The sequence below is a fragment of the Amycolatopsis sp. NPDC045836 genome, from assembly GCF_056431745.1.
The window spans coordinates 163,014-185,878 of record NZ_JBWKKF010000013.1 but is presented as its reverse complement, the minus strand read 5'-3'; the positions used below and the strand labels follow the sequence as shown (position 1 = coordinate 185,878).

Here is a 22,865-nt window from a genome sequence, read left to right as displayed (position 1 = left end):
GCTAACCCAGCCGATCGGCGACCCGCTGCGGCACGCCGTCGGGCGCCCCGTGCCAGGTCAGCCGCAGCTCCCCGCCCCGGACGGCGCCGGTGACCGAGATCCGGTGCGGCCCGCTGCCCGGCAGCTCGGTGAAGTCGACGTCGGGCACGTCCGCCACCTTGACCGGGGCCGCGGCGGGCAGCAGCGTGGTCACGTCGCCGAAGTGGTCGTAGCGGACCTCGCCGGGCCCGTCCGCGGGTTCGAGCAGCCCCGGCCCGACCCGCCAGGTGTCCACGTCGGACAGGCGGCCGACGATGCGGCCGGCCCGGCGGTGCGGGGCGGTGTGGTCGGCCACGTCGACGGTCACCGACTCCCGGCCGAGCGCCGCGGGCAGCACCGCCCCCAGCGCGGTCAGCACGGCTCGCGCGGGGCCGGGATCGGCGGGGGCGTCGTCGAGCACGGGGGCGGTGCCGGGAAAGGGTTCCGAGCGGGCCAGTTCCACCGGTTCCCCGGCGCCGATCTGACGGCAGGCGATGACCACGTCCTCCAGGACCAGCCGCCACGACGCGGTGTCGGCGGCCAGTTCGTGCAGCACCAGCAGCAGCCCGGACGGCCGCTGCCCGCGTTCGAGCACGGCCACCTGCAACACCCGTCCCGCCGCCAGGTCGAGCCGGGCCCGCAGCTTGGCCACCGCCCGCCGCAGCAGCGGGCCCTCCGCTTCGGGGGTGACCGCGGTCAGGTCCAGCCGGACCACCGGCAGCGTGCCGCCCGCCCCGGCGGGCTGCTGCCGCCAGCCGTGCTCGTCCCTGGTGAACCGCATCCGCATGGCGTCGTGCTGCATCAGCAGCTGGAGCACGATCTTCTTCACCTTCGCGGTGTCCACCGCACCCGGCAGCGTGACCAGCAGCGCCCTGGCCTGCTCGGCCAGCGGGGTCCGCTCGGTCACCCGCTGCTGCGACGCGGTCAGCGGGTACGAGGAGTCCTCGTTGCCCCGGCCGAAGCGGGTGGACACCGGGGCCTTCAGCGCCGACCGGTCCACCACCCCCGCCCGCCGCGGGATCTCGTCGACCGCCACCCAGCGCTCGGGCACCAGCCCGTCCGGCAGCACCGCCGCCACGGCCGCGCGCACGGCTTCTTCCGAACCGCCTCTCGGTACGTAGTACGCCGTCATACGGGCACCCAGGTGGGCGTGTTCGGCGGGATCGGGATAACCGATCTTGGCCAGCATCCGCTTGACCCGGGTGGAGTTCACCGGCCCCTGGAGCTCCTCGTCGGCCTCGGCGACCGCGAGGTGCCCCAGCCGGACCTCCCAGCGCGTCGGGGCCTCGTAGTTGTGGAACCCGCGCTCGGCGTTGTGCACGTACACGCCGACGTCGTTGATCAGGCAGTTCGAGCTGCAGAACCCGGTGTCGTCCGGGTTCTGCCAGATCTTCGACCGCGACTTCAGCAGCGCGCGGATCTCGTCCTTGGTCACCTCGGAGTAGCGGTAGAAGTCGACCACCTCCACCGAGTCCACCGCGGCGGCCTCCGCGCCGGTGCCGCTGGACTGGTGGTAGACGCGGCGGCCGAGGGCCAGCTTCTCCTCGATCTCGTCGCGGTCGAAGATGCCCTGCTGGTGGAACCACGACAGCCGCTCGTCCATGATCTGCCCGCGCGAGAGCCCGGTGACGATGCTGGGGATGCCGCGGTGGTGCGCCAGCTCGGTGCTCAGGTCCAGCAGCGAGCGGAAGCAGCCGTTGCACACGCTCTTGTGCTCCTGCAGGCTGAGCAGGAAGATCTTGTTCTGGTCGGCGCGGGTCTTGGTGACGTGCTCGATGCCGAGCTCCCCGGTCACCTCTTCGACGTTGCGCAGCGCGGTGGTGGAGATGAAGCCGTTGTCGAAGGTGAAGGTCATCACCCGCAGGCCGAGGTCGACCAGCCGGTAGAGCACGTAGGTGCTGTCCTTGCCACCGCTGAACAGCAGCAGGCAGTCGTACTCGGACCCGGCGGCCTCGGCCTTGGCCCGCAGTTTCGGGGCCAGCTCGGACAGCTCGCCCCAGTAGGCGTCGATCTGCGCCTTGTTCTCCTCGTACAGCGTGCACAGCGAGCAGACCCCGGCGGGGTCGAAGGTCAGGCCGGGGTACTTGCCGGTGATGCCGCAGCGCACGCAGTTCCGCCTGGCCGACTCGCCGACGCCGGCGAAGACCACCACGCAGTCGGCGACGCCCTCGTGCCGTCGCAGCGCGGCTTCGACCTCCTGCTCGATCACCGCTGCCCGGGCCGGATCGGTGGTGAGCAGCTTCGGTTCGGTCATCGTGGTGCCTCCAGTGGGCTCAGGTCGGCGCGTCACAGACCGAGGTCGTCGGTGTCGTCGGCGATCAGGGCGCCCTCGATCAGCTCGGCGACGGCGGCCACGGTCGGCGCGGAGAGGAACTCGTGCAGCGGCACGGAAACCCCGAACTCGGCGGACAGCCGGGCGAGCAGTTCGATGACCAGCAGCGAACTGCCGCCCGCGTCGAAGAAGTCCTGCCGGACGTCCACCGCGCCCGGCAGCACCCCCGCCCAGATCCGGGCGATGGCCTGCTCGGCAGGCGTCCGCGGGGCGAGCACCTCGACGGTGGTGGCCGGCGGGGTGGCGGGCAGGGCGCGGCGGTCGATCTTGCCGCTGATGGTGCGGGGCAGCTCGGCGGTCGGCACAAAAACCGCGGGCACGGCGGCCTCGGGCAGGCGCTCGCGCAGGTGGGCGCGCAGCAGTGCGGGTTCGACCTCGGTGCCCAGTTCGACGTGGGCACACAGGAACGGTGTGCCGTCGGCGGATTCACCCGCCACCACGGCGGCTTCGGCGACCGCGGGGTGCTCGCGCAGCAGGCTCTCCACCCCGCCGAGTTCGACGCGGACCCCGCCGACCTTGACCTGGTGGTCCTTGCGCCCCAGGTACTCCAGCAGGCCGTCGGCGGTGAGGCGGCCGAAGTCGCCGGTGCGGTAGAGCGGTTCGCCGCCGGTGCCGGTGACGAACGCCTTGGCGGTGGCGTCGGGCTGCCGGTGGTAACCGAGCGAGCGGTGCGCGGTGCGCAGGTGGATTTCGCCGACCTCACCCGGCGCGGCGGGCGCACCGCGGTCGTCGAGCAGCAGCACCTCGGTCTCCGGCATCGGCAGGCCGATCGGGATCGAGTCGCGTTCGGTGTCGGCTCGCGTGACGAAGTGGTACGTCTTGGTCATCGTGGTTTCCGACGGCCCGTACAGGTTCAGCAGCCTGGTGCGCTCGCCGAACCGGTCGAACCAGCCGGCGGCGTCGCGCGGGGCCAGCTTCTCCCCGGACAGCGCGATGCACCGCAGCGCGGCGAACCCGTGGGCACCGGGCGCGGTGGCGAACCGGCGGAACACCGACGGTACGCAGTGGACCAGCGAGATCTCCGCCGCGTTCAGCCACCGGCTCAGCGCGGCGGCGTCGAGCAGGGTGTCCTTCGGCGGCACGCAGATCGTCGCACCGGTGGTCAGCGGAACGAAGAGGTCGCGCAGCACGGCGTCGAAGGCCGGGCTGATCAGCTGGCTGACCCGCCACCCCTCGTCCACGCCGAGCAGTCCGGTCTCCCAGCGGATGTAGTGGTCGACCGAACCGAGCCTGCCGACGATGCCCTTGGGGCGGCCGGTGGAGCCGGAGGTGAAGAAGACGTAGCAGGGGTCGTCCGGCTTCGGCTCGTGCGGCACCACGGCCCGGCGTGCGCTGGTACCGGCGGTGTCGGCGATGTCGATCCGGGTGGTTTCGGTGGCCCCGGCCGCGGCGAGCACCTTGGCGGGCAGGCCGCCGAGGTCGGAACCGGTGACCACCCACGAGGCGTCGGTGTCGTTGAGCGCCTGCTCCAGCCGCCGCTGCTGCGCGGTGGCGTCCAGCGGCACGACCACCCCGCCGATGCGCAGCACCCCGAGCACCGCGGCGACCAGTTCACGGCGGTCTTCGGCCAGCACCGGCACCAGTGCGCCGGGGGCCGCGCCCGCTTCCTGCAGCGCGGCGGCGATGTCGTCCGCGCGCCGGTCGAATTCGGCGTAGGTGAGCTTGCCGTCGGCGGACTCGACCGCGACGTGGTCGGGGAAGCGCCGGATCGCCTTCGCCACCAGCGCCTGGACCGCTTCGAAACCCATCGTTTCTCCTCTTAACCGTTACCGGGCAGCCCGAACTCGTCGAGCAGGATGCCGAACGTCAGCACGACGAGCAGCAGGTCGTCGTCGAAGTGCGGGTGGACCTCGAAACCGTCACGCAGGTAGCGGGCCTTGAGGTGGTCGACCACGTGCGGGTCGAAGTAGCCCTGGCGCTTGATCCGGTCGTGGGAGAGCAGGTCGCCGACCCACTCGAGGTTCCGGCGCAGCAGGCCGGGGCTGCCCGGCGCGCGGAAGCCGTACTTCTCCCGGCCGATGATCTCCGGCGGCACCAGGCCCTGCGCGGCCTGCTTCACCACGAACTTCTCGCCGAGCCGGTGCACCTTCAGGTGGGCGGGCACGGTGCGGGCGAACTCGACCACGTCGCGGTCCAGGAAGGGGTAGCGCGCCTCGATCGAGTTGGCCAGCGCCATCCGGTCGCCGTGGTCGGAGAGCAGGTGGTCCGACATGCGCAGCTTGAAGTCCAGGTAGGACCGCTGGCTCAGCCGCGGCCGCCCGGCCAGCATGGCGGTGTCCACCACCGGGCCAGCCAGGCAGTCGAACTCGGCGAAGCAGGCTTGCAGGTCCTCGCTGAAGATGTCCATCTTGGACCGCCGCCAGGCGTGGTACTGGCGCTCGTAGAACAGGTCCGCCGCACCCCAGAGCCGTTGGCGGAGGCCGTCTTCGAGGGCGTCCTCCAGCGGGTCGCCGGTGCGGCCGGTGCCGCGGCGGCCGTCGAAGCGGTAGCCGACGTAACCGCCGAACAACTCGTCCGCGCCCTCCCCGGTGAGGATGACCTTGACGCCGTGTTCGCGGGCCAGCGCGGAAAGCACCATCGAGCAGGTGTTGTAGCTCTCCTTCACCGGGGTTTCCGCGTGCACCACCATGCGCCGCAGTTCGGCGGCGATGTCGTCGTCGGAGAACGGGGCCTCGTGGTGCACCGAGCCGATCTTGGCCGCCATCAGCCGCTGGTGCCCGGATTCGTCGATGTCCGCTTCCGGGAAGGTGATGGAGAACGAATGCGGGTCGCGCACGGATTCGCCGACGAGCGCGCCGATCAACGAGGAGTCGAGGCCACCGCTGAGGTAGAAGCCGACGCCGACGTCGGCCTGCAGCCGGCGGCGCACGGAGGTGGTCAGCAGTTCCCGCAGCTTCTCCACGTAGTACTCGTCCGGCTGCGGTTGGCCTTCCTCGACCGGGAAATCGAGGTCCCAGTACCGGGTTTCCCGCACTTCGCCGTGCTGCACCAGCAGGTAGTGCCCACCCGGCAGGCTGGACACGCCGCGGAACATGGTGCGCGGGCTGACCAGGCCGGGGAAGGTGAGCACCTGGTCCAGCCCGGTCAGGTCGACCGCGCGGGGCACCCCGGGGTGCTGGAGGATCGCCTTGATCTCCGAACCGAACACGAAGTGGTCGGCCGTTCTGGTGTAGAACAACGGCGCGATCCCGGCGTGGTCGCGGGCCAGGAAAAGGCGGTCCATCGGCCGGTCGTAGAGGGCGAAGGCGAACTGGCCGTTGAGCCGGTTCAGCAGTTCCGGACCCTCTTCCTCGTACAGGTGGACGACCACTTCCACATCGCAGTCGGTGCGGAAGCGGTGGCCCTTGGCCTCCAGTTCCGCCCGCAGTTCGCGGTGGTTGAAGATTTCGCCGTTGCAGACGAGCGCGACTTCGCCGTCCTCGCTGAACATCGGCTGGCTGCCGCCGCCGAGGTCGATGATGCTCAGCCTGCGGAACCCCAGCGCCACCGGGCCGTCGAGGTGGAAACCGTCCTCGTCCGGGCCGCGGTGCAGCAGCTCGGCGGTCATCCGGCCCAGTTCGGCGGCCGCGATCGGCCGGGCGTGGGGCAGGGCGACCGATCCCGCGATTCCGCACATGCGCCCGCGCTCCTCGCTCGTCTCGAAAAACCGGATCCCACCGACGAAAATCAGCCTACGACAACGGAACTCGTTTGGGAGCGCGCCGAACGCGGTCCCGCAATGACGGAGAAGAACGGCCAGGCCCGCAGTCCAGGAGATGCTTCGCGCCACCGCGGGGCGTGACGATGTCGTGGTGAAGATCGATGGTTCGCCGGAATTCGTCGGCACCTGATCACTATCTGCGGATTTCGAGGAGACAACCGTTATGGCCGACGTGACCAAAACACGCGCGGTGGTGCTCGGCGGGAGCATCGCGGGGCTGTTCGCCGCCCGGGTGCTCGCCGATGCCTACGACGAGGTGCTCATCGTGGACCGCGACGCGCTCATCGGCGTCGACGGGCCGCGGCGGTCCTGCCCGCAGGGCAAGCACATCAACGGCCTGCTCGCCCGTGGTCAGCTGGCGATGGAGGAGATGTTCCCCGGCATCACCGAGGAGATCTTCGCCGACGGCGTGCCCACCGGTGACCTGGCCGGCGACGTGCGCTGGTACTTCAAGGGCAAGCCGATCAAGCAGCAGGACGCCGGGCTGACCTGCGTCGCGGCCAGCCGCCCGATGCTGGAGAAGCACATCCGCCGCCGGACCCAGGCGCTGGAGAACGTCAGCTTCGTGGAGAAGCACGACATCCTCGGCCTGGTCACCAGCGAGGACAAGCGCCGCGTGACCGGGGTCAAGGTGCAGCGCCTCGGCACCAAGTCCGCGGAGAAGGTGCTCAACGCCGACCTGGTGGTCGACGCCACCGGCCGCGGCTCGCGCACGCCGATCTGGCTGGAGGAACTGGGTTACGGCCGGGTCGAGGAGGAGCGCAAGAAGATCGGCCTCGGGTACGTCACCCAGCACTACCGGCTCACCGAGGACGTCTACCACGGCGACCTGTCGATCAACCCGGTCGCCTCGGCGGCCCTGCCCCGCGGTGCGATCTTCACCAAGACCGACGGCGGCCGGGTCGAGCTGACCACCTACGGCCTGCTCGGCGACCACCCGCCCACCGACCAGGAGGGCCTGTTCGAGTGGCTGAAGACGCTGTCCACCCAGGACATCTACCACGCGGTCAAGACCGCCGAGATCCTGGACGAGCCGGTCGCCTTCCGCTTCCCGACCACGCTGCGCCGTCGGTACGAGAAGATGGACCGCTTCCCGGACGGCCTGCTCGTCGTCGGTGACGCGGTGACCTGCTTCAACCCGGTGTACGCCCAGGGCATGACGGTGTCCGCGCTGTCCGCGCTGACCATCCGCGGGCACCTGCACAGCGGTGCCACCCCGGACCCGAAGATGTACTTCGCCGACCTGGCGCGCGACGTGATCGACCCGCCGTGGGAGATGACGAACACCGTCGACCTGAGCTTCCCCGGCGTCGAGGGCAACCGCACGTTCGCGTTGAAGGTGCAGCAGTTCTTCCTGTCGCTGACCCAGACCGCGGCTTCGCGTGACGGTGATGTCGCCGCCGCGTACATGAAGACCGCCGGCATGGTCGCGAAGCCGGAAACGCTGATGCAGCCGAAGATCCTGTTCAAGATCCTCAAGGCGGTGCTGTTCGGCCGGAAGAACCAGGCGGTGCCGCGCAGCGCGGCGGCGCCGAAGGTGACCGCGCTGCCCAAGGGGAACACCGCCGCCGAGGCGCAGAAGGCGGCGTAGTCCCGTCCTCGTCGACCCACCGGAACGGAGGAACTGCAGTGTCGGAGCACAACCGCGGCCCCGCCGTCACCTCCGTCCGGCAGGACGAGGTGTGGTTCGCCGACCGGCTCGACCCGGGTTCCCCGACCGCCGTGCGCAGCCGGGCCTACCGGGTCACCGGTGAGCTGGACGTCGAGCTGCTGGGCCGGGCCTGGCAGGAGGTGGTGCGCAGGCACCGGGTCCTGCGCACGAGCCTCACCGAGGTCGGCGGGCGGCCGGTGCCGCGCACCGCCGCCGCCGACCAGGTCGGCAAGTCCTTCGTGGACCTGGGCCTGGTGCCGGACGCGGAGGACGCCGAAGACGAGCTGTGCGCCGACATCATCGGTGAACCGCTGTGGCTCGCCGAAGGCCCGCTCGCCCGGCTGACCGTGGCCGGTACCGCACCCGGCGCGTACGTGGTGGTGCTGGTGGCGCACCGGGCGGTGGCCGACGAGTCGTCCGTGGTGATCCTGCTCGACGAGCTGTCCCGGCTCTACACCGCCGGGATCACCGGCCGCCCCTTGCGCGAGGCGTTGCGCGACCCGCTGCTCCAGTACGAGGAATTCGCGCGGTGGCAACGGGAACGCGAGGGCTCGGCCGAGCACGAGCGGTTGCTGGACTTCTGGCGTGCCCAGCTCGCCGCCACCCCGGCGCTGACCCTGCCGCTGCACCGCGACCGGCCGGCCGGGCCGTCGGTCACCGGCGGCACCGTGCGGTTCAACTGGGGTGCGGAGCTTTCGGGCGAGCTGGTCGCCTTCGCCCGTGAGCAGGGCGTCGACCCGGCGACGGTGTTGTTCACCGCGTTCACCTGCCTGCTGCACCGGTTCGGGGCGGCGGAGCGGGTCGCGGTGGGCCTGCCGGTGCGGGCCCGGCCGTGGTCGGCCTTCGACCGCGCGGTCGGCCCGTTCGACTCGCCGCTGGTGCTCACCACCGGGTTCGGCGGGCGGCCGAGCTTCCGCGAGGTGCTCAACCGGGTGCGGATCCAGGTGCGGGAAGCGGCCGCGCACGGCGGGCCGACCGAGGGGCAGCTGGCCCGCGCGGTGAACCCGGCCCGCGACCCGCGGCACGGCCCGTTCTTCGACGCCGGTTTCGTCCACCGCGAGCACGAGTCCATCGTGGAGTCCGACGGCCTGCTGCGCGGGGTCGACGTGAAGGACCCGGCGCTGCGGTTGCGCGGCTGCACCGTGCGACGCGAGCGGATCGACCCGCAGTGGGCCGACACCGACTTCACCCTGGCCGTCGACGAGGTGAAACCGGAGATCACCGGCGGTTTCCGGTACCGCACGGCGATGATCGACGCGCGGATCGCCCGGTTCGTCGCCGTGCAGCTGCGCACGCTGGTCGAAGCGGCACTGGCGCACCCCGACCTGCCGGTGGCGAACCTGCCGCTGGACACCCCGGCCCGGATCAAGACCGCGATCGTCGCGGCCGACCGGATCGAGGCCACCGCACCGGTCACCACCACGGTGGCCGCGCAGGTCCGCGCGCAGTCCGGCGAAGCGCTGCCCGGGGTCTCCTACGACGAACTGCTCGCCCGCGCCGACGCGATCGCGGCCGTGCTGCCGCCGGGACCGGTCGCCATCCGGATGGGCACCGGCGCCACCCAGGCCGCCGCCGTGCTCGGCGCGTTCACCGCCGGGGCGCACGTGGTCTGCCTGGCCGCCGGCGACTCGGGGGAGCGGGCGCGGTCGGTGCTCGCCGACCTCAAGCCCGCGGTGCTGCTCACGAACGGCACGGGGGAGCACAAGGAGGACGGGATCGCCGCCTGGTACGCCGGCGAACTCGACGGCACGGTGCTCGACGTGAACGCGATCGAGCCGGCCACCCCGCGGCCGGTGGCCGTCGCGCTCACCGACCCCGCCTACGTCGCCTACACCTCCGGCTCGACCGGCAAGCCCAAGGGCATCACGCAGAACCACGCCACGCTCGCGCAGTTCGTCAACTGGTTCGCCGCCGAATTCCGCCTCGGCCCCGGCGCGCGGCTCGCGCAGTGGGCGGCACCGGGCTACGACGCGAGCCTGTGCGAGATGTTCGCCGCGCTGACCAGTGGCGCCACCCTGCACCCCGTGCCCGACCGCATCCGGGCCAATCCCGAGAAGCTGACCGCGTGGCTGGCGGCCGAGGGCATCACGCACTTCCAGACGGTGCCCAGCTTCGCCCGTGAGGTGCTCGCCGTGCTGACCCGCACCGGCGAGCGGCTGCCCGCGCTGAACCACCTGCTGCTGGCCGGGGAAGCGCTGCCCGCCGCCCTGGCCAACGGCCTGCGCGCGGCGCTGCCCTCGGCGCGGCTGGTCAACCTGTACGGGCCCACCGAAGCCATCCTGGCCACCTGGTACGACGTGACGGTCAACCTGAACGGGGTGGCGCCGATCGGCAGGCCGATCCCGGGGCGCCAGGTGCTGGTGGTCGACGACGAGGACCGCCCGTGCCCGGCCGGGGTGACCGGCCACCTGGTGCTGCGCAGCCCGTACCTGACCCCGGGATACCTCGGCGACGTCACCACGAACGCCTTCGAACCCCTGCGCCCGCGGCCGGAACTGGGTGTGGCGGGCGGGGCCTGCTACCGCACCGGCGACCTCGGCCGCCTGCGCCACGACGGCGTGCTGGAGTTCCGCGGCCGCCGCGACGCCCAGGTGAAGGTGCTGGGCATGCGGGTCGAACTCGGCGAGGTGGAGGCCGCGCTGGCCGCGCACCCGTCGATCGCCGACTGCGCCGTGGTCGGCGTCCCCGGGGCGCACGGGCTGGTGTCCCGCCTGCTCGCCTACGTGGTGCTCGCCGAGCCGGTGGCGGCGGCGGACCTGCGGCGGCACCTGATGAGCCGCTTCGGCAAGACGCTGCTGCCGCTGACCCACCAGGTCGTCGAAGCGCTGCCGCGCAACGTCGGCGGCAAGATCGACCGGCGGCGGCTGCCGGTCCCCGAACCGGAGGCGGCGGTGGTCCGGGACCAGCCGGACTCCCCGGCGTGCCTGGCCGTCGCGGCGATCTTCGCGGAGCTGACCGGCTCCGCCGCGGTCGCGGCGGACGACACGTTCTTCGCCGTGGGCGGGCACTCGGTCCTGCTGCCCCGGTTGCTGCACCTGATCCGCGAACGGCTGGGCGCCGAACTGTCCCTCTGGGACGTCTTCGCCGATCCGACCCCGGCCGGGTTGTCCGTGCTGTGCACCACTTGTGAAGAAGAGGAGTGAGGAACGTGACTGATTCTGTGGTCGACGCCGAGATGCCGGTTACCTTCGACGGCGAAAGCCTCGACATCGCCGGTGTCCGCCGGGTCGCCGCGCGCGAGGTGAAGTGCACGGTGTCCCCGGAGTCCATGGCCAAGGCCGCGGCCAGTCGCAAGATCTTCGAGGAGACGGTCAACCAGGGCGCGCCCGTCTACGGGGTGACCACCGGCTACGGCGAGATGATCTACATGCAGGTGGACGTCTCCAAGGAGGTGGAGCTGCAGACCAACCTGGTGCGCAGCCACAGCGCCGGCGTCGGCCCGCTGTTCTCCGAGGAGGAGTCCCGCGCGATGCTCGCGGCGCGGCTCAACGCGCTGGCCAAGGGCTACTCCGCGGTGCGCCCCGAACTGCTCGACCGGCTGGCGCTGTACCTGAACCTCGGCATCACCCCGGCCATCCCGGAGGTCGGCTCGCTGGGCGCCAGCGGTGACCTCGCGCCGCTCTCGCACATCGCGATCACCCTGATCGGCGAGGGCTACCTGCTCAAGGACGGCAAGCGGGTGGAGACCGGGCCGGTGCTCAAGGCCCACGGCATCAAGCCGCTGGAGCTGCGGTTCAAAGAGGGCCTGGCGATGATCAACGGCACCTCGGCGATGACCGGGCTCGGCTCGCTGGTGGCCGGCCGCGCGCTGGACCAGGTGCGGCAGGCGGAGATCGTCACCGCGCTGGTGCTGGAGACCCTGCAGGCCTCCACCAGCCCGTTCCTGGCCGAGGGCCACGACATCGCCCGCCCGCACCGCGGTCAGATCGACACCGCGTTCAACATGCGCGCGCTGATGGAGGGCACCGCACTGGCCCTGGAGCACGCCGAGCTGCGCCGCCAGGCCGAAGCCGCCCGCGACGACACCGGTGTCACCAAGACCGAGGTGTACCTGCAGAAGGCGTACACGCTGCGGGCCATCCCGCAGGTGGTCGGCGCGGTCCGCGACACCGTCTACCACGCCCAGGAGAAGCTGACCACGGAGCTGAACTCCAGCAACGACAACCCGCTGTTCTTCGAGGGCCAGGAGATCTTCCACGGCGCCAACTTCCACGGCCAGCCGATCGCCTTCGCGATGGACTTCCTCAACCTCGGCCTGACCCAGCTGGGCGTGTTCTCCGAGCGGCGCACCAACCGGCTGCTCAACCGCTACCTCAGCGAGGGCCTGCCGGAGTTCCTGGTGGCCGGGGACCCGGGGCTGAACAGCGGGTTCGCCGGGGCGCAGTACCCGGCCACCGCGCTGGTCGCGGAGAACCGGACGATCGGGCCGGCCAGCATCCAGAGCGTGCCGTCCAACGGCGACAACCAGGACGTGGTCAGCATGGGCCTGATCGCCGCCCGCAACGCGCGCAAGGTGCTCGGCAACGTCAACTACATCCTGGCCGTGGAGTTCCTCGCCGCGGCGCAGGCGGTCGACCTGTCCGGCCGGTACGCGGGCCTGAGCCCGGTGTCCAAGGCCACCTACGAAATGGTGCGCTCGCTGGTGCCCACGGTGGACCGCGACCGATTCATGAGCGACGACATCGAAGCGGTGGCCGCGGCGATCTCACGCGGCGAGTTCGTCGACGCCGCCCGCCAGTGCGGTGTCGAACTGCGCTGAGAAACCCACGAGGGAGAGTCCGATGACGGACGAGCAGAACGGGGTGCGGAAGACACGCCCGTTCACCGGTGACGAATACATCGAAAGCCTGCGGGACGACCGGGAGATCTACCTCTACGGCGAGCGGGTCAAGGACGTGACCACGCACCCGGCGTTCCGCAACCCGATCCGGATGACCGCCCGGCTCTACGACGCGCTGCACGACCCCGCCCAGCGGGACGTGCTGACCGCGCCGACGGACACCGGCTCCGACGGGTACACCCACCGGTTCTTCACCACCCCGCACAGCGCCGAGGACCTGGTCGCCGACCAGCGGGCGATCGCGGCGTGGTCGAGGCTGAGCTACGGCTGGATGGGCCGCAGCCCCGACTACAAGGCGGCGTTCCTCGGCACGCTCGGCGCGAACGCCGAGTTCTACGCGCCGTTCGAGGACAACGCGCGGCGGTGGTACCGGGAGTCGCAGGAGAAGGTGCTGTACTGGAACCACGCGATCGTGCACCCGCCGGTGGACCGCAACCGCCCGCCGGACGAGGTCGAGGACGTCTTCATCCACGTGGAGAAGGAGACCGACGCCGGCCTGGTGGTCAGCGGTGCGAAGGTGGTCGCCACCGGTTCGGCGCTGACCCACTACAACTTCATCGCCCACTACGGCCTGCCGATCAAGAAGAAGGAGTTCGCGCTGGTCGCCACGGTGCCGATGGGTGCGCCGGGCATGAAGCTGATCTGCCGCCCCTCCTACACCGCGACGGCCGCGGTGATGGGCAGCCCGTTCGACCACCCGCTCTCGTCGAGGCTGGACGAGAACGACACCATCCTGGTGCTGGACAAGGTGCTGATCCCGTGGGAGAACGTGTTCATCTACGGGCACATCGGCAAGGTGCAGCTGTTCACCGGCCGGTCCGGTTTCCCGGAGCGGTTCACCTTCCACGGCTGCACCCGGCTGGCGGTGAAGCTGGAGTTCATCGCCGGCCTGCTGGCCAAGGCGCTGGAGATCACCGGCACCAAGGACTTCCGCGGGGTGCAGAGCAGGCTCGGTGAGGTGCTCGCCTGGCGCAACCTGTTCTGGGGCCTGTCCGACGCCTCGGCGCGCAACCCGGTGGCGTGGAAGAACGGCGCCGTGCTGCCGAACCCGGCGTACGGCCAGGCGTACCGGTGGTTCATGCAGATCGGTTACCCGCGGGTGCGGGAGATCGTGATGCAGGACGTGGCCAGCGGGCTGATCTACTCGAATTCGAGCGTCGAGGACTTCGCGAACCCGGAGATCCGGCCGTACCTGGACAAGTACGTCCGCGGTTCGGACGGGGTCGACTCGGTGGAGCGGATGAAGGTGATGAAGCTGCTCTGGGACGCCGTCGGCACCGAGTTCGGCGGGCGCCACGAGCTGTACGAGCGCAACTACGCGGGGAACCACGAGAACACCCGGGTGGAGCTGCTCAACGCGCAACTGGCCAGCGGCGAGGTCGACGGCTACAAGGCCTTCGTCGACCAGTGCATGTCGGAGTACGACCTGAACGGCTGGACCGTGCCCGACCTGTCGAACTTCGACGAGCTGCGCCAGTTCCGAGGCAACATCCTGAACGGCTGACGCCGGACGAACGAAGGGCTCCCGAGGCCAGCCGCCTCGGGAGCCCTTCCGCACGCCCACCACCAAACCGACAGACGCCCCCTGCCCACCCCCCGCCTCCCGGTCCAAAGCCAAAACACGGAGGAGGGCCCTTAGCCAAGGCATCTTTCCCGCCTTGACCAAAGGCCCTCCTCCGTAGTCACAACCAAGACCCGGGGTGGGACCCGCCCCGGATCACCCCCGGGGGCTGTTCTGGTAAGCCGCCAGCTTCCACTGGCCGTCTTCCTTCACCACGACCCACGAAGCGCGCACCGCGCGCTCGTCGGCGGGCTCGGTCTCCTCACCGTGGAGCACGCCGCCCTGGGTGATCAGCACACCCGCCTCGGCGCTGAAGAACTCGATGCTGATCGGCTGGCCGGTGACCCGGGTGCCCTGGTACGGCCCGGCGAAGGCGCCGGCCATGAACGCGCGGATCTCGTCCCTGCCCTTGCGGAACAAACCGGGCAGGATCATCGTGCCGTTGGCGGTGAACACCTCGGCGAAGGCGTCGGCGTCGTGCGCGGCCCAGGCGGCGATGATGCGCTGCGGGATGTGCGCGACGGCGGCCTGGTCCCCGGCGGACGGGGTGGTCCGGACTGCGGCGGTGGTCATCTCCGGTGTCTCCCTCGGCTCAGATGTACAGGGTGTTCGGCTCGAGCCCGCACAGGACCCGCCCGTACAGCTCGTTGTTGGTGTTGGGGTGCATCAGGGCGTGCAGGTTGACCGCCTGGATGTCCCGTGAGATCCGCTGGATCGGCACGTCGCTGTAGATCGACGAACCGCCGCTGGCGGTGGCGAAGATGTCGACCGCCTCCTTGGCCAGCTTGACCACGGCACCCATGTCGGCGCGGGCCTGGGCGCGCTCCTCGAGCTTCCACTCGGCGCCCTGCTCGCCCTTGCCGTCCACCAGGGAGGTCAGCCGCTGGGCGTGGAAGCCGATCTGGTCCACCTTCAGCGTGCCCTCGGCCGCCTGGAAGTGGGTGATCGGCGCCTCGGCCTGGTTCTCGTAGGCGGTGTAGGTGATCTTGCGCTTGCCGACGCGCTCGAAGAACGCCTCCTTCGCCGCCTGCGCCACGCCGACCACGGTGCCGATCGACGACGCGGACGCCACCGGCAGCAGCGCGTTGCGGTAGATCGGCGAGTTCGCGTTCAGCTGCGACGCGTACTGGCCCTGCAGCACCAGCGGCAGCGGGATGACCCGCGCCGAGGGCACGAAAAGGTCCTGCGCGACGGTGCTGACGCTGCCGGTGCCCTTGAGGCCCGAGGTGTGCCAGTCGTCGACGATGGTCAGCTCGGACATCGGCACCAGCGCCATCACCGGCACCGGCTGCTGGTCGGGCGCCACCAGCACGGCGATGATCTCCTGCCAGTGCGCGTGGTGCGCGCCGCTGATGAAGCTCCACTTGCCGTTGACCACGATGCCGCCGTCGACCGGCGCGGCCATCGCCGACGGGCTGAGCGTGCCGCAGATGCGCACGTCCGGCGTCGAGAACACCTCGTCCTGGACCTCGTCCGGGAAGGTGCAGGCCATCCAGGTGGGGATCCAGTAGACGGACGCGGTCCACGAGGTGGAGGCGTCGGCGCGGCCGAGTTCGGTGGCCACGTCGACCAGGGTGCGCGTGTCGGCTTCGTAGCCGCCGTAGCGCTTCGGCACGCGGAGCTTGAACACGCCGGCGTCGGCCAGCGCCTCGATCGACTCGTCGTGGATGCGCCGGTTCTCCTCGGCCCAGGCCGCGTGCTGCTTGATCAGCGGCGAAAGCTCGGACGCGCGACGAACAAGTTGCTCCCGCGTCGGAAGATCGATCGTCGTCATCAGTATTTCCTCCTAGAAAAAATCAGCCGAGAATCACCCGACAATCCTCCCGATGGTCGCATTCGCGCGACTACGCGGAGTCTTCTCGATTGCCGCACCGGCCAGGCAATTCGGGAGAAGCGCGGCGTGTTCGGCGCTGGCTACGATCCGCTTGTCGCCGGTGGAACGACCAGAAGGGTTCGGAAGAAAAATGAGTACTGCAGAGGACCGGATCCCGCTGTCGCTCAACCAGGAGTTCCTGTGCATGTGGGACCAGGGCGACGAGGCGGGCCCGTTCGGCCCGAAGTACAACATCATCTTCGGCGTCCGGGTCACCGGTGCGGTCGACGAGGCCGTGCTGCAGTCCGCTCTGGACGATGTGGTGGTGCGGCACGAGGCGTTGCGCACGCTGGTGATCCGCGACGAGAAGTACCAGAAGGTGCTGCCGCCGAGCCCGGTCCCGCTGGCCGTGCGCGACCTCGGTGAGGTCGCGCCCGGCGACCGCCAGCTGCGGGCCGAGCAGTTCATCGGCGAGATCGAGTCCGGTTCGTACAGCGCGGTGGAACTGCCGCTGATCCGGGCCTTCCTCGGCCGGTTCGACGCCGGCGACGCGGTGCTCGTGCTGATCGTGCACCACACCGCGGCCGACGAGTGGTCGATGCCGCTGATCATGCGCGACCTCGCCGCGCTCTACGCCGGTCGGCTGGAGAACCGCCCGCACGGCCTGGCCGAGGCCCGGCAGTACCCCGAGTACTCGGTGTGGGAGAAGCAGAAGCTGACCTCCGAGTCGGCCGCGAAGTCGCGCGAGTTCTGGGCCAAGGAGCTCGAAGGCGCGCAGATCCTGCCGCTGAAGACGCACTTCCCGCGGTCGGAAGGCCGGGACAAGACCACCGCCTGGCACCGGTTCTCCATCGCCGAGGACCTCGGGGCGGCGCTGCTGAGCACCGCGAAGACCACGCGCAGCTCGCCGTTCATGGTGCTGCTGGCCGCGTACAACGCCTTCCTGCACAAGCTGACCGGCGAAACCGACGTGGTGGTGATGACCTTCACCTCCGGTCGTGGTGAGGCCTCCTTCCACGACACCGTCGGCGCCTTCTTCAACTACCTGCCGCTGCGCACCGACCTCAGCGGCTGCGAGACCTTCGCCGACGTCGTGAGCCGCACCCGGCGCACCTGCCTGCGGGCCTACGCGCAGGACATCCCGTTCGGGGAGATCGCCGCGCAGGCCCCGCAGCTGATGGGCCCCGGCATGGCCGACGACGGCGCACCGTGCGCCTTCCAGGTGTTCCGCTCGCCGTTCGCGGCGACCGGGGACGCCGGTGGGTTCACCTATCAGGAGATTCGCCGGCGCCTGCTGCCGCAGGCCGCCGGTGGGGACATCCCGGACGGCTCGATGTGGCACATCGACATGGAGTTCGACGGTGAGATGGCGGGCACCCTCGGCTTCAACACCAACCTGTACGACGCGGACGGCATGCGTGAGCTGGCCGCGAACTTCCTCGGCACGCTGAAGAACACCGTCGGTGCGCCGGACACCCCGCTGGACCAGATCTAGCCGACGAACAACCGGAGGATGGGCGAGATGACGAGCAACCTGGACCTCGAGCAGGCGGTCGGGAAGATCTGGAAGGAGGTGCTGAGCGTGCCGGACGGCAAGGGCGAGGCCACCTTCTTCGACCTCAACGGCGACTCGATCACCGCGGTGCGCCTGGTGTCCCGGATCGAGGACGAGATCGGGGTGGAGATCGAGGTCGGTGACATCTTCGAGGAGGACCCCTCGCTGGCGGTGCTGGTGAAGGACGTGGCAGCCAAGGCGGCGGCCCGGTGAGCGGTCTGGTCCGCGTCCGGTCCGGCCACGGCCTCGACGAGGTCGAAGAGATCCTGGAACGCGATGGCGCGATCATCGTCGAGGACTTCGCCGACGACATCACGCGCGAGGCCCTGCTGGCCGACTTCCGCCCGGCGCTGGACGCGCAGGCGTACGGGGACGACTGGTACAACGGCACGCGCACGCGCCGGGTGTCCTCGTTGTTCGGGCGGACGAAGGAGCTGACGCCGATCGTGACGCACCCGCTGTACCTGGGGGCGGCGCGGCGGATCATGCAGAAGCCGGTGCCGATCTGGCTGGGCCGGTCGCGGGTCGAGATGACGCCGACCATCCAGATCAGCGGTACCCAGCTGATCGACATCCACCCCGGGCAGGGCAAGCAGCCGCTGCACCGCGACGACGCGCTCCACCTGCGCCGTCACCCGGGGCCGACCAGCCGGGTGCAGATCATGGTGGCGCTGAGCGAGTTCACCGCGGAGAACGGCGGCACGCTGGTGATCCCGGGCAGCCACCACTGGGACGACGAGCGGCCGCCGCTGGCGAGCGAGGCCATCCCGACGGAGCTGCCGCCGGGCGGGGCGCTGATCTGGCTGGGCGGGGTCTACCACGGTGGCGGGAAGAACGTCTCCACGTCGCCGCGGACCGGCATGACCATCGCGCTGGACCTGGGGAACCTGCGGCAGGAGGAGAACCAGTACCTGGCGGTGCCCAGGGAGATGGTGCTGGCCTACCCGGAGGAGGTCCGGCGGCTGCTGGGGTACGACCGGTGCCCGCCGGGGCTGGGCTGGTACGAGATGGAGGACCCGTACGACCTGCTCACCGCGGAAGACTGAGCACGACGCGAAAGGGCCCCCGCGCACGGGATGCGCGGGGGCCCTTCATGGTGCCGTCACCACGAAACGAATGCCGTGGAGGTGGGGGGGGGGGGGGGGGGGGGGGGGGGGGGGAGAGGGGGCGAGGGGGGGGGGGGGGGGGGGGGGGGGGGGGGGGGAGGGGGGGGGGGGGGGGGGGGGTTGGGGGGGGGGGGGGGGGGGGGGGGGGGGGTGTGTTCTTTTCCCCCCCCCCCCCCCCCCGCAACCGGCTCGCGATCAGCTCGAACGCCTCGTCCCAGCCGATCGGCTCGTAGTGCGTGGCGCCCTCGCGCAGCACCATCGGCTCGGTCAGCCTGCCCTGCTGCCCGAGCCAGTACTCGGTGCGCCCGGCCAGCTCGTCGACGGAGTGGGCGGCGAAGAACTCCGCGCCGACCCGGCGCCGGGTCGCCTCCTCCGCGACGGCCTTCGCGCCGTTCTCGCAGAATTCGGCGAGCTTGCGGTGCTCCCCGTCGTCCTCGCGCGGCTCCGGCCAGGCGCACCCGGGGCAGTCGAACCCGTCGCGCTGGTTGAGCACGCGCAGCGACCGGACGGTGCGCCCGGCGCCCATCTGCTCCTGGCCCCGCTTGAGCGAGACCAGCACGCCGGGCAGGCCGGCCGCCCAGCTCTTCGGCTTGCCGACGGCCAGTTTGGTCTCGTCGATGTCCTGCTGTGGTGCCTTCTCCGTCACCCCACCATCGTGCGCCCCGCCCCGCAGCCCCGCGACCCCGGCCGGTTCGTAGACTTGACAGGTGACCGAGAACGCCTTGAACCAGCCCGACCTGCCCAACGCGTGGAACCCGGCCGACGAAGAGGCCGCGATGTACCAGCGCTGGGTAGACGCGGGTTACTTCAAGGCGGACGCGAGCTCGGACAAGCCGCCGTTCACCATCGTGCTGCCGCCGCCGAACGTCACCGGCAGCCTGCACATGGGCCACGCGCTCAACCACACGGTGATGGACGCGCTCACCCGCCGCCGCCGCATGCAGGGCTACGAGGTGCTCTGGCTGCCCGGCATGGACCACGCCGGCATCGCCACGCAGAACGTGGTGGAGCGCGAGCTGGCCGGGCAGGGCGTCTCCCGTCACGACCTGGGCCGCGAGAAGTTCGTCGAGCGCGTCTGGGAGTGGAAGGAGGAGTACGGCGGCAAGATCCTCGGCCAGATGCGCCGCCTCGGTGACGGCGTGGACTGGAGCCGGGAGCGGTTCACCATGGACACCGGGCTGTCCCGCGCGGTGCAGACGGTGTTCAAGCGCCTGTTCGAGGACGGGCTGATCTACCGCGCCGAGCGCATCATCAACTGGTGCCCGCGCTGCCGCACCGCGCTGTCCGACATCGAGGTGGAGCACTCGGAGGACGAGGGCGAGCTGGTCTCGATCCGCTACGGCGACGGTGGCGGTGGTGGTACTGCCATCGTCGTGGCCACCACCCGGGCGGAGACCATGCTCGGTGACACCGCGGTCGCGGTGCACCCCGAGGACGAGCGCTACCGGCACCTGATCGGCACCGAGGTCGAGCTGCCGCTGACCGGGCGGATGATCCCGATCGTGGCCGACGAGCACGTCGACCCGGAGTTCGGCACCGGCGCGGTCAAGGTGACCCCGGCGCACGACCCGAACGACTTCGAGATCGGCCGCCGCCACGACCTGCCGATGCTGACGATCATGGACGAGCGCGCGGCGATCACCGTGCCCGGTCCGTTCGAGGGCCTCGACCGCTTCGAGGCGCGGCCCGCGGTGGTCGCGGCCCTGCGCGAGCAGGGCCGGATCGTCGCGGAGAAGCGGCCGTACCTGCACTCGGTCGGGCACTGCTCGCGCTGCGGCACGGTGGTCGAGCCGCGCCTGTCGCTGCAGTGGTGGGTCAAGGTCGAGCCGCTGGCCAAGGCCGCCGCCGAGGCGGTGCGCGACGGCCGCACCAAGATCCACCCGCCGGAGCTGGCCAAGCGCTACTTCGACTGGGTCGACAACATGCACGACTGGACGATCTCGCGCCAGTTGTGGTGGGGGCACCGGATCCCGGTCTGGTACGGCCCCAACGACAAGGTGGTCTGCGTCGGCCCGGACGAGGAACCGCCGTCGGGCGAGGGCTGGACCCAGGACACCGACGTGCTGGACACCTGGTTCTCCTCGGGACTGTGGCCGATCTCCACGCTCGGCTGGCCGGACCAGACGGCCGACCTGCGCAAGTTCTACCCGACCAGCGTGCTGTCCACCGGCTACGACATCCTGTTCTTCTGGGTGGTCCGGATGATGATGTTCGGGCTGTACGCGATGGACGGCAAGCAGCCGTTCGACCACGTGTACCTGCACGGGCTGATCCGCGACGCGCAGGGCAAGAAGATGTCGAAGTCACGCGGCAACGTGATCGACCCGCTGGACTGGCTGGACGAGTTCGGCGCGGACGCCACCCGGTTCACCCTGGCCCGCGGCGCCAACCCGGGCAACGACATGGCCATCGCCGAGGAGTGGGCGGCCGGTTCGCGCAGCTTCGGCACGAAGCTGTGGAACGCCACCAGGTTCGCGTTGATGAACGGCGCCAACGTCTCGGCGCCGCTGCCGCCGGCGGCGGAGCTGACCGAGGCCGACCGCTGGATCCTCGGCAGGCTCACCGCCGTGGTGTCCGAAGTGGACGAACTGTTCGACGGGTTCCAGTTCGCCAAGCTGTCCGGGGTGCTCTACCAGTTCGTCTGGAACGAGCTGTGCGACTGGTACGTGGAACTGGCGAAGGTGCAGTTCGCCGGTGAAGCGGCGGAGCGCACGCGGCTGGTGCTCGGGCACGTGCTGGACGCGGTGCTGCGGTTGCTGCACCCGCTGATGCCGTTCATCACCGAGCGGCTGTGGCAGGCGCTGACCGGCGGGGAGTCGCTGGTGATCGCCGCCTGGCCGGCCCCGCCGGAGGGTTACCGCGACGAAGTGGCCGACCAGCGGATCGCCGACGTGCAGAAACTGGTCACCGAGGTGCGGCGGTTCCGATCGGAGCAGGGGCTCAAGCCGGGGCAGAAGGTGGCCGCGCGGCTGTCGGGCCCGGGCTTCACCGCGCTGTCCGCCCAGGACGCCGCGGTTCGCTCCCTGGTCCGCCTCACCGCTCCCGGTGAGGAGTTCACCGCGAGCGTGTCGCTGGAAGTCGCGCTCTCGTCCGGCGTCGCCGAAGTGGAACTGGACCTCTCCGGCGCCGTCGACGTGGTGGCCGAGCGCAAGCGCCTGGAAAAGGACCTCGGCCTCGCGCAGAAGGAGCTGAAGCAGACGGAAGGGAAGCTGGGGAACCAGGCTTTCCTGGAGAAGGCGCCGGACGCCGTCGTCGACAAGATCAAGCAACGCCGGGAAACCGCCGTCGCCGACATCGAGCGCATCAACGCCCGCCTGGCCGCCTTGCCCACCGCTTGATCGGGGTCTCACGCTCGCGGCTTGTGCCGCGAGCGTGAGCCCGGATCTCGATCGCATTCGGGGCGTGACACCTTGAGTGCGGGCCCGGGTTCCGGGCCATGGGTTGGCGGCGCGGGCCAGGAGTGAGCCGGAATCCCCGAGCTATGGGTTTGCCAGTTCGGGTCTGTGCCTTCCGCGTTCGCGAGTCTTGGGTCCGTGGCTTTCGAGTCGTGGCGCGATTCCGTGAGCGCGGGCCCGGGGTCGGGCCTTGGGTGTGCGGGTCTGAGGTCTGTGGCTTCCATATTCACGGCGCGATCCGGTGAGCGTGGGTCCGAAAGCCAGCTCGCGCGTTCGCGAGCGGCGGCTGGCTTCCGCGTCGGGGCGCGAACCCGTGAGCGGGTGCCTTCGGAAGCCGGCGTGGCAGGATGAGCGGGTGCTGAGGCTTGGGTTCCCCGTGGTCGGCGTCTCGGACGTGCCGCGGGCGGTGGCGTTCTGGACGGCGGCGCTCGGGCTGGTCGAGAGTGCCGAATGGGCCCGTGACGACTGGCGGACGCTGGAGCACCCCGACGGGTCCCGCGCGCTCGGGCTGATGTACAGCGAATCGCCGGTGGAGCCGTATCCGCGCCTGCACCTGGACCTGGTGGTCGACACCGAGGCCGAGCAGGAGGCCGAGGTGCGCCGGTTGATCGGGCTCGGGGCGAGCGAGGTGGACTGGGACCGCTACCCGGCGAACCCGGACTTCGTGGTGCTCGCCGATCCGGACGGCAACCGGTTCTGCGTGGTCGACCTCAGCCGGGCCCCGTCCGGCTGAGTCGGTGCGCACCCCCGCAGCGGTGAGCTGACCCTGCGCCCCCGCCCGCACCGGGTGGAAGCGGGAGGCATCGTGGCCCGGTGACGGGCCGTATACGTCCACACAGGACGAATCAGTGCGCGCTCACGCACCTGGCACGGCGTCCGGATCTGCGCCTGGGT

14 protein-coding genes and 1 pseudogene are annotated in these 22,865 nt (G+C 70.7%); 9 read left to right on the top strand and 6 right to left on the bottom strand.

Annotated elements, in window-relative coordinates:
* Nucleotide 1: 1 nt before the first annotated feature.
* From AC07EG_RS25095 to asnB, 3 genes are read right to left on the bottom strand one after another with little or no spacing between them, the layout of a single operon-like run.
* A complete protein-coding gene (locus AC07EG_RS25095) occupies nt 2-2,272 on the bottom strand; it encodes a condensation domain-containing protein (RefSeq protein ID WP_478255613.1) in 2,271 nt (756 codons plus the stop codon).
* Nucleotides 2,273-2,304: 32 nt separating this feature from the next.
* A complete protein-coding gene (locus AC07EG_RS25090; RefSeq protein ID WP_478255612.1) occupies nt 2,305-4,098 on the bottom strand; it encodes a non-ribosomal peptide synthetase in 1,794 nt (597 codons plus the stop codon).
* Nucleotides 4,099-4,109: 11 nt separating this feature from the next.
* Nucleotides 4,110-5,966 carry an asparagine synthase (glutamine-hydrolyzing) gene (gene asnB / locus AC07EG_RS25085; protein WP_478255611.1) on the bottom strand — a complete coding sequence of 619 codons (1,857 nt, stop codon included), beginning with the start codon at nt 5,964-5,966 and terminating at the stop codon, nt 4,110-4,112.
* 247 nt (nt 5,967-6,213) lie between these two features.
* Between asnB and AC07EG_RS25080 the strand changes: the two genes are divergently transcribed.
* From AC07EG_RS25080 to AC07EG_RS25065, 4 genes are read left to right on the top strand one after another with little or no spacing between them, the layout of a single operon-like run.
* A complete protein-coding gene (locus tag AC07EG_RS25080) occupies nt 6,214-7,641 on the top strand; it encodes an FAD-dependent oxidoreductase (protein ID WP_478255610.1) in 1,428 nt (475 codons plus the stop codon).
* 38 nt (nt 7,642-7,679) lie between these two features.
* A complete protein-coding gene (locus tag AC07EG_RS25075; RefSeq protein WP_478255609.1) occupies nt 7,680-10,844 on the top strand; it encodes a non-ribosomal peptide synthetase in 3,165 nt (1,054 codons plus the stop codon).
* A gap of 5 nt (nt 10,845-10,849) precedes the next feature.
* Nucleotides 10,850-12,460, top strand: coding sequence for a tyrosine 2,3-aminomutase (gene cmdF / locus AC07EG_RS25070; protein ID WP_478255608.1), 1,611 nt, complete (start codon nt 10,850-10,852; stop codon nt 12,458-12,460).
* A gap of 22 nt (nt 12,461-12,482) precedes the next feature.
* Entirely contained in the window at nt 12,483-14,045 is a 1,563-nt protein-coding gene (locus tag AC07EG_RS25065; RefSeq protein WP_478255607.1) for a 4-hydroxyphenylacetate 3-hydroxylase N-terminal domain-containing protein, read from the top strand.
* Nucleotides 14,046-14,258: 213 nt separating this feature from the next.
* Here AC07EG_RS25065 and AC07EG_RS25060 read toward each other — a convergent pair whose 3' ends face one another.
* Both AC07EG_RS25060 and AC07EG_RS25055 read right to left on the bottom strand, forming a co-directional pair.
* Entirely contained in the window at nt 14,259-14,675 is a 417-nt protein-coding gene (locus tag AC07EG_RS25060) for an SgcJ/EcaC family oxidoreductase (protein WP_478255606.1), read from the bottom strand.
* Nucleotides 14,676-14,694: 19 nt separating this feature from the next.
* Nucleotides 14,695-15,876 (bottom strand): acyl-CoA dehydrogenase family protein, encoded by a 1,182-nt coding sequence (locus tag AC07EG_RS25055; protein WP_478255605.1) that lies wholly within the window; start codon nt 15,874-15,876, stop codon nt 14,695-14,697.
* A gap of 190 nt (nt 15,877-16,066) precedes the next feature.
* Between AC07EG_RS25055 and AC07EG_RS25050 the strand changes: the two genes are divergently transcribed.
* Genes AC07EG_RS25050 through AC07EG_RS25040 form a run of 3 tightly spaced genes read left to right on the top strand, consistent with a single transcriptional unit; the run spans nt 16,067 to nt 18,516 of the window.
* On the top strand, nt 16,067-17,410 hold the full coding sequence (locus AC07EG_RS25050; protein ID WP_478255604.1) for a condensation domain-containing protein: 1,344 nt from the start codon (nt 16,067-16,069) through the stop codon (nt 17,408-17,410).
* A gap of 27 nt (nt 17,411-17,437) precedes the next feature.
* Nucleotides 17,438-17,683 (top strand): phosphopantetheine-binding protein, encoded by a 246-nt coding sequence (locus AC07EG_RS25045; protein WP_206803320.1) that lies wholly within the window; start codon nt 17,438-17,440, stop codon nt 17,681-17,683.
* A complete protein-coding gene (locus AC07EG_RS25040) occupies nt 17,680-18,516 on the top strand; it encodes a phytanoyl-CoA dioxygenase family protein (protein WP_478255603.1) in 837 nt (278 codons plus the stop codon). The genes AC07EG_RS25045 and AC07EG_RS25040 overlap by 4 nt, the downstream gene beginning before the upstream one ends.
* Before the next feature lie 238 nt (nt 18,517-18,754).
* Here AC07EG_RS25040 and AC07EG_RS25035 read toward each other — a convergent pair.
* Nucleotides 18,755-19,222, bottom strand: a pseudogene (locus AC07EG_RS25035) (hypothetical protein); the annotation flags it as partial.
* A 61-nt stretch (nt 19,223-19,283) separates the two neighbouring features.
* On the opposite strand from AC07EG_RS25035, the gene AC07EG_RS25030 reads away from it, so the two are divergent.
* Together AC07EG_RS25030 and AC07EG_RS25025 are read left to right on the top strand one after the other, a co-directional pair.
* The gene (locus AC07EG_RS25030) at nt 19,284-21,914 is read left to right on the top strand and encodes a valine--tRNA ligase (RefSeq protein ID WP_478255602.1); all 2,631 of its coding nucleotides are present in this window, start codon (nt 19,284-19,286) and stop codon (nt 21,912-21,914) included.
* Nucleotides 21,915-22,326: 412 nt separating this feature from the next.
* Nucleotides 22,327-22,704, top strand: a complete 378-nt coding sequence (locus AC07EG_RS25025; protein ID WP_478255601.1) for a VOC family protein — start codon at nt 22,327-22,329, stop codon at nt 22,702-22,704.
* Nucleotides 22,705-22,865 lie beyond the last annotated feature (161 nt).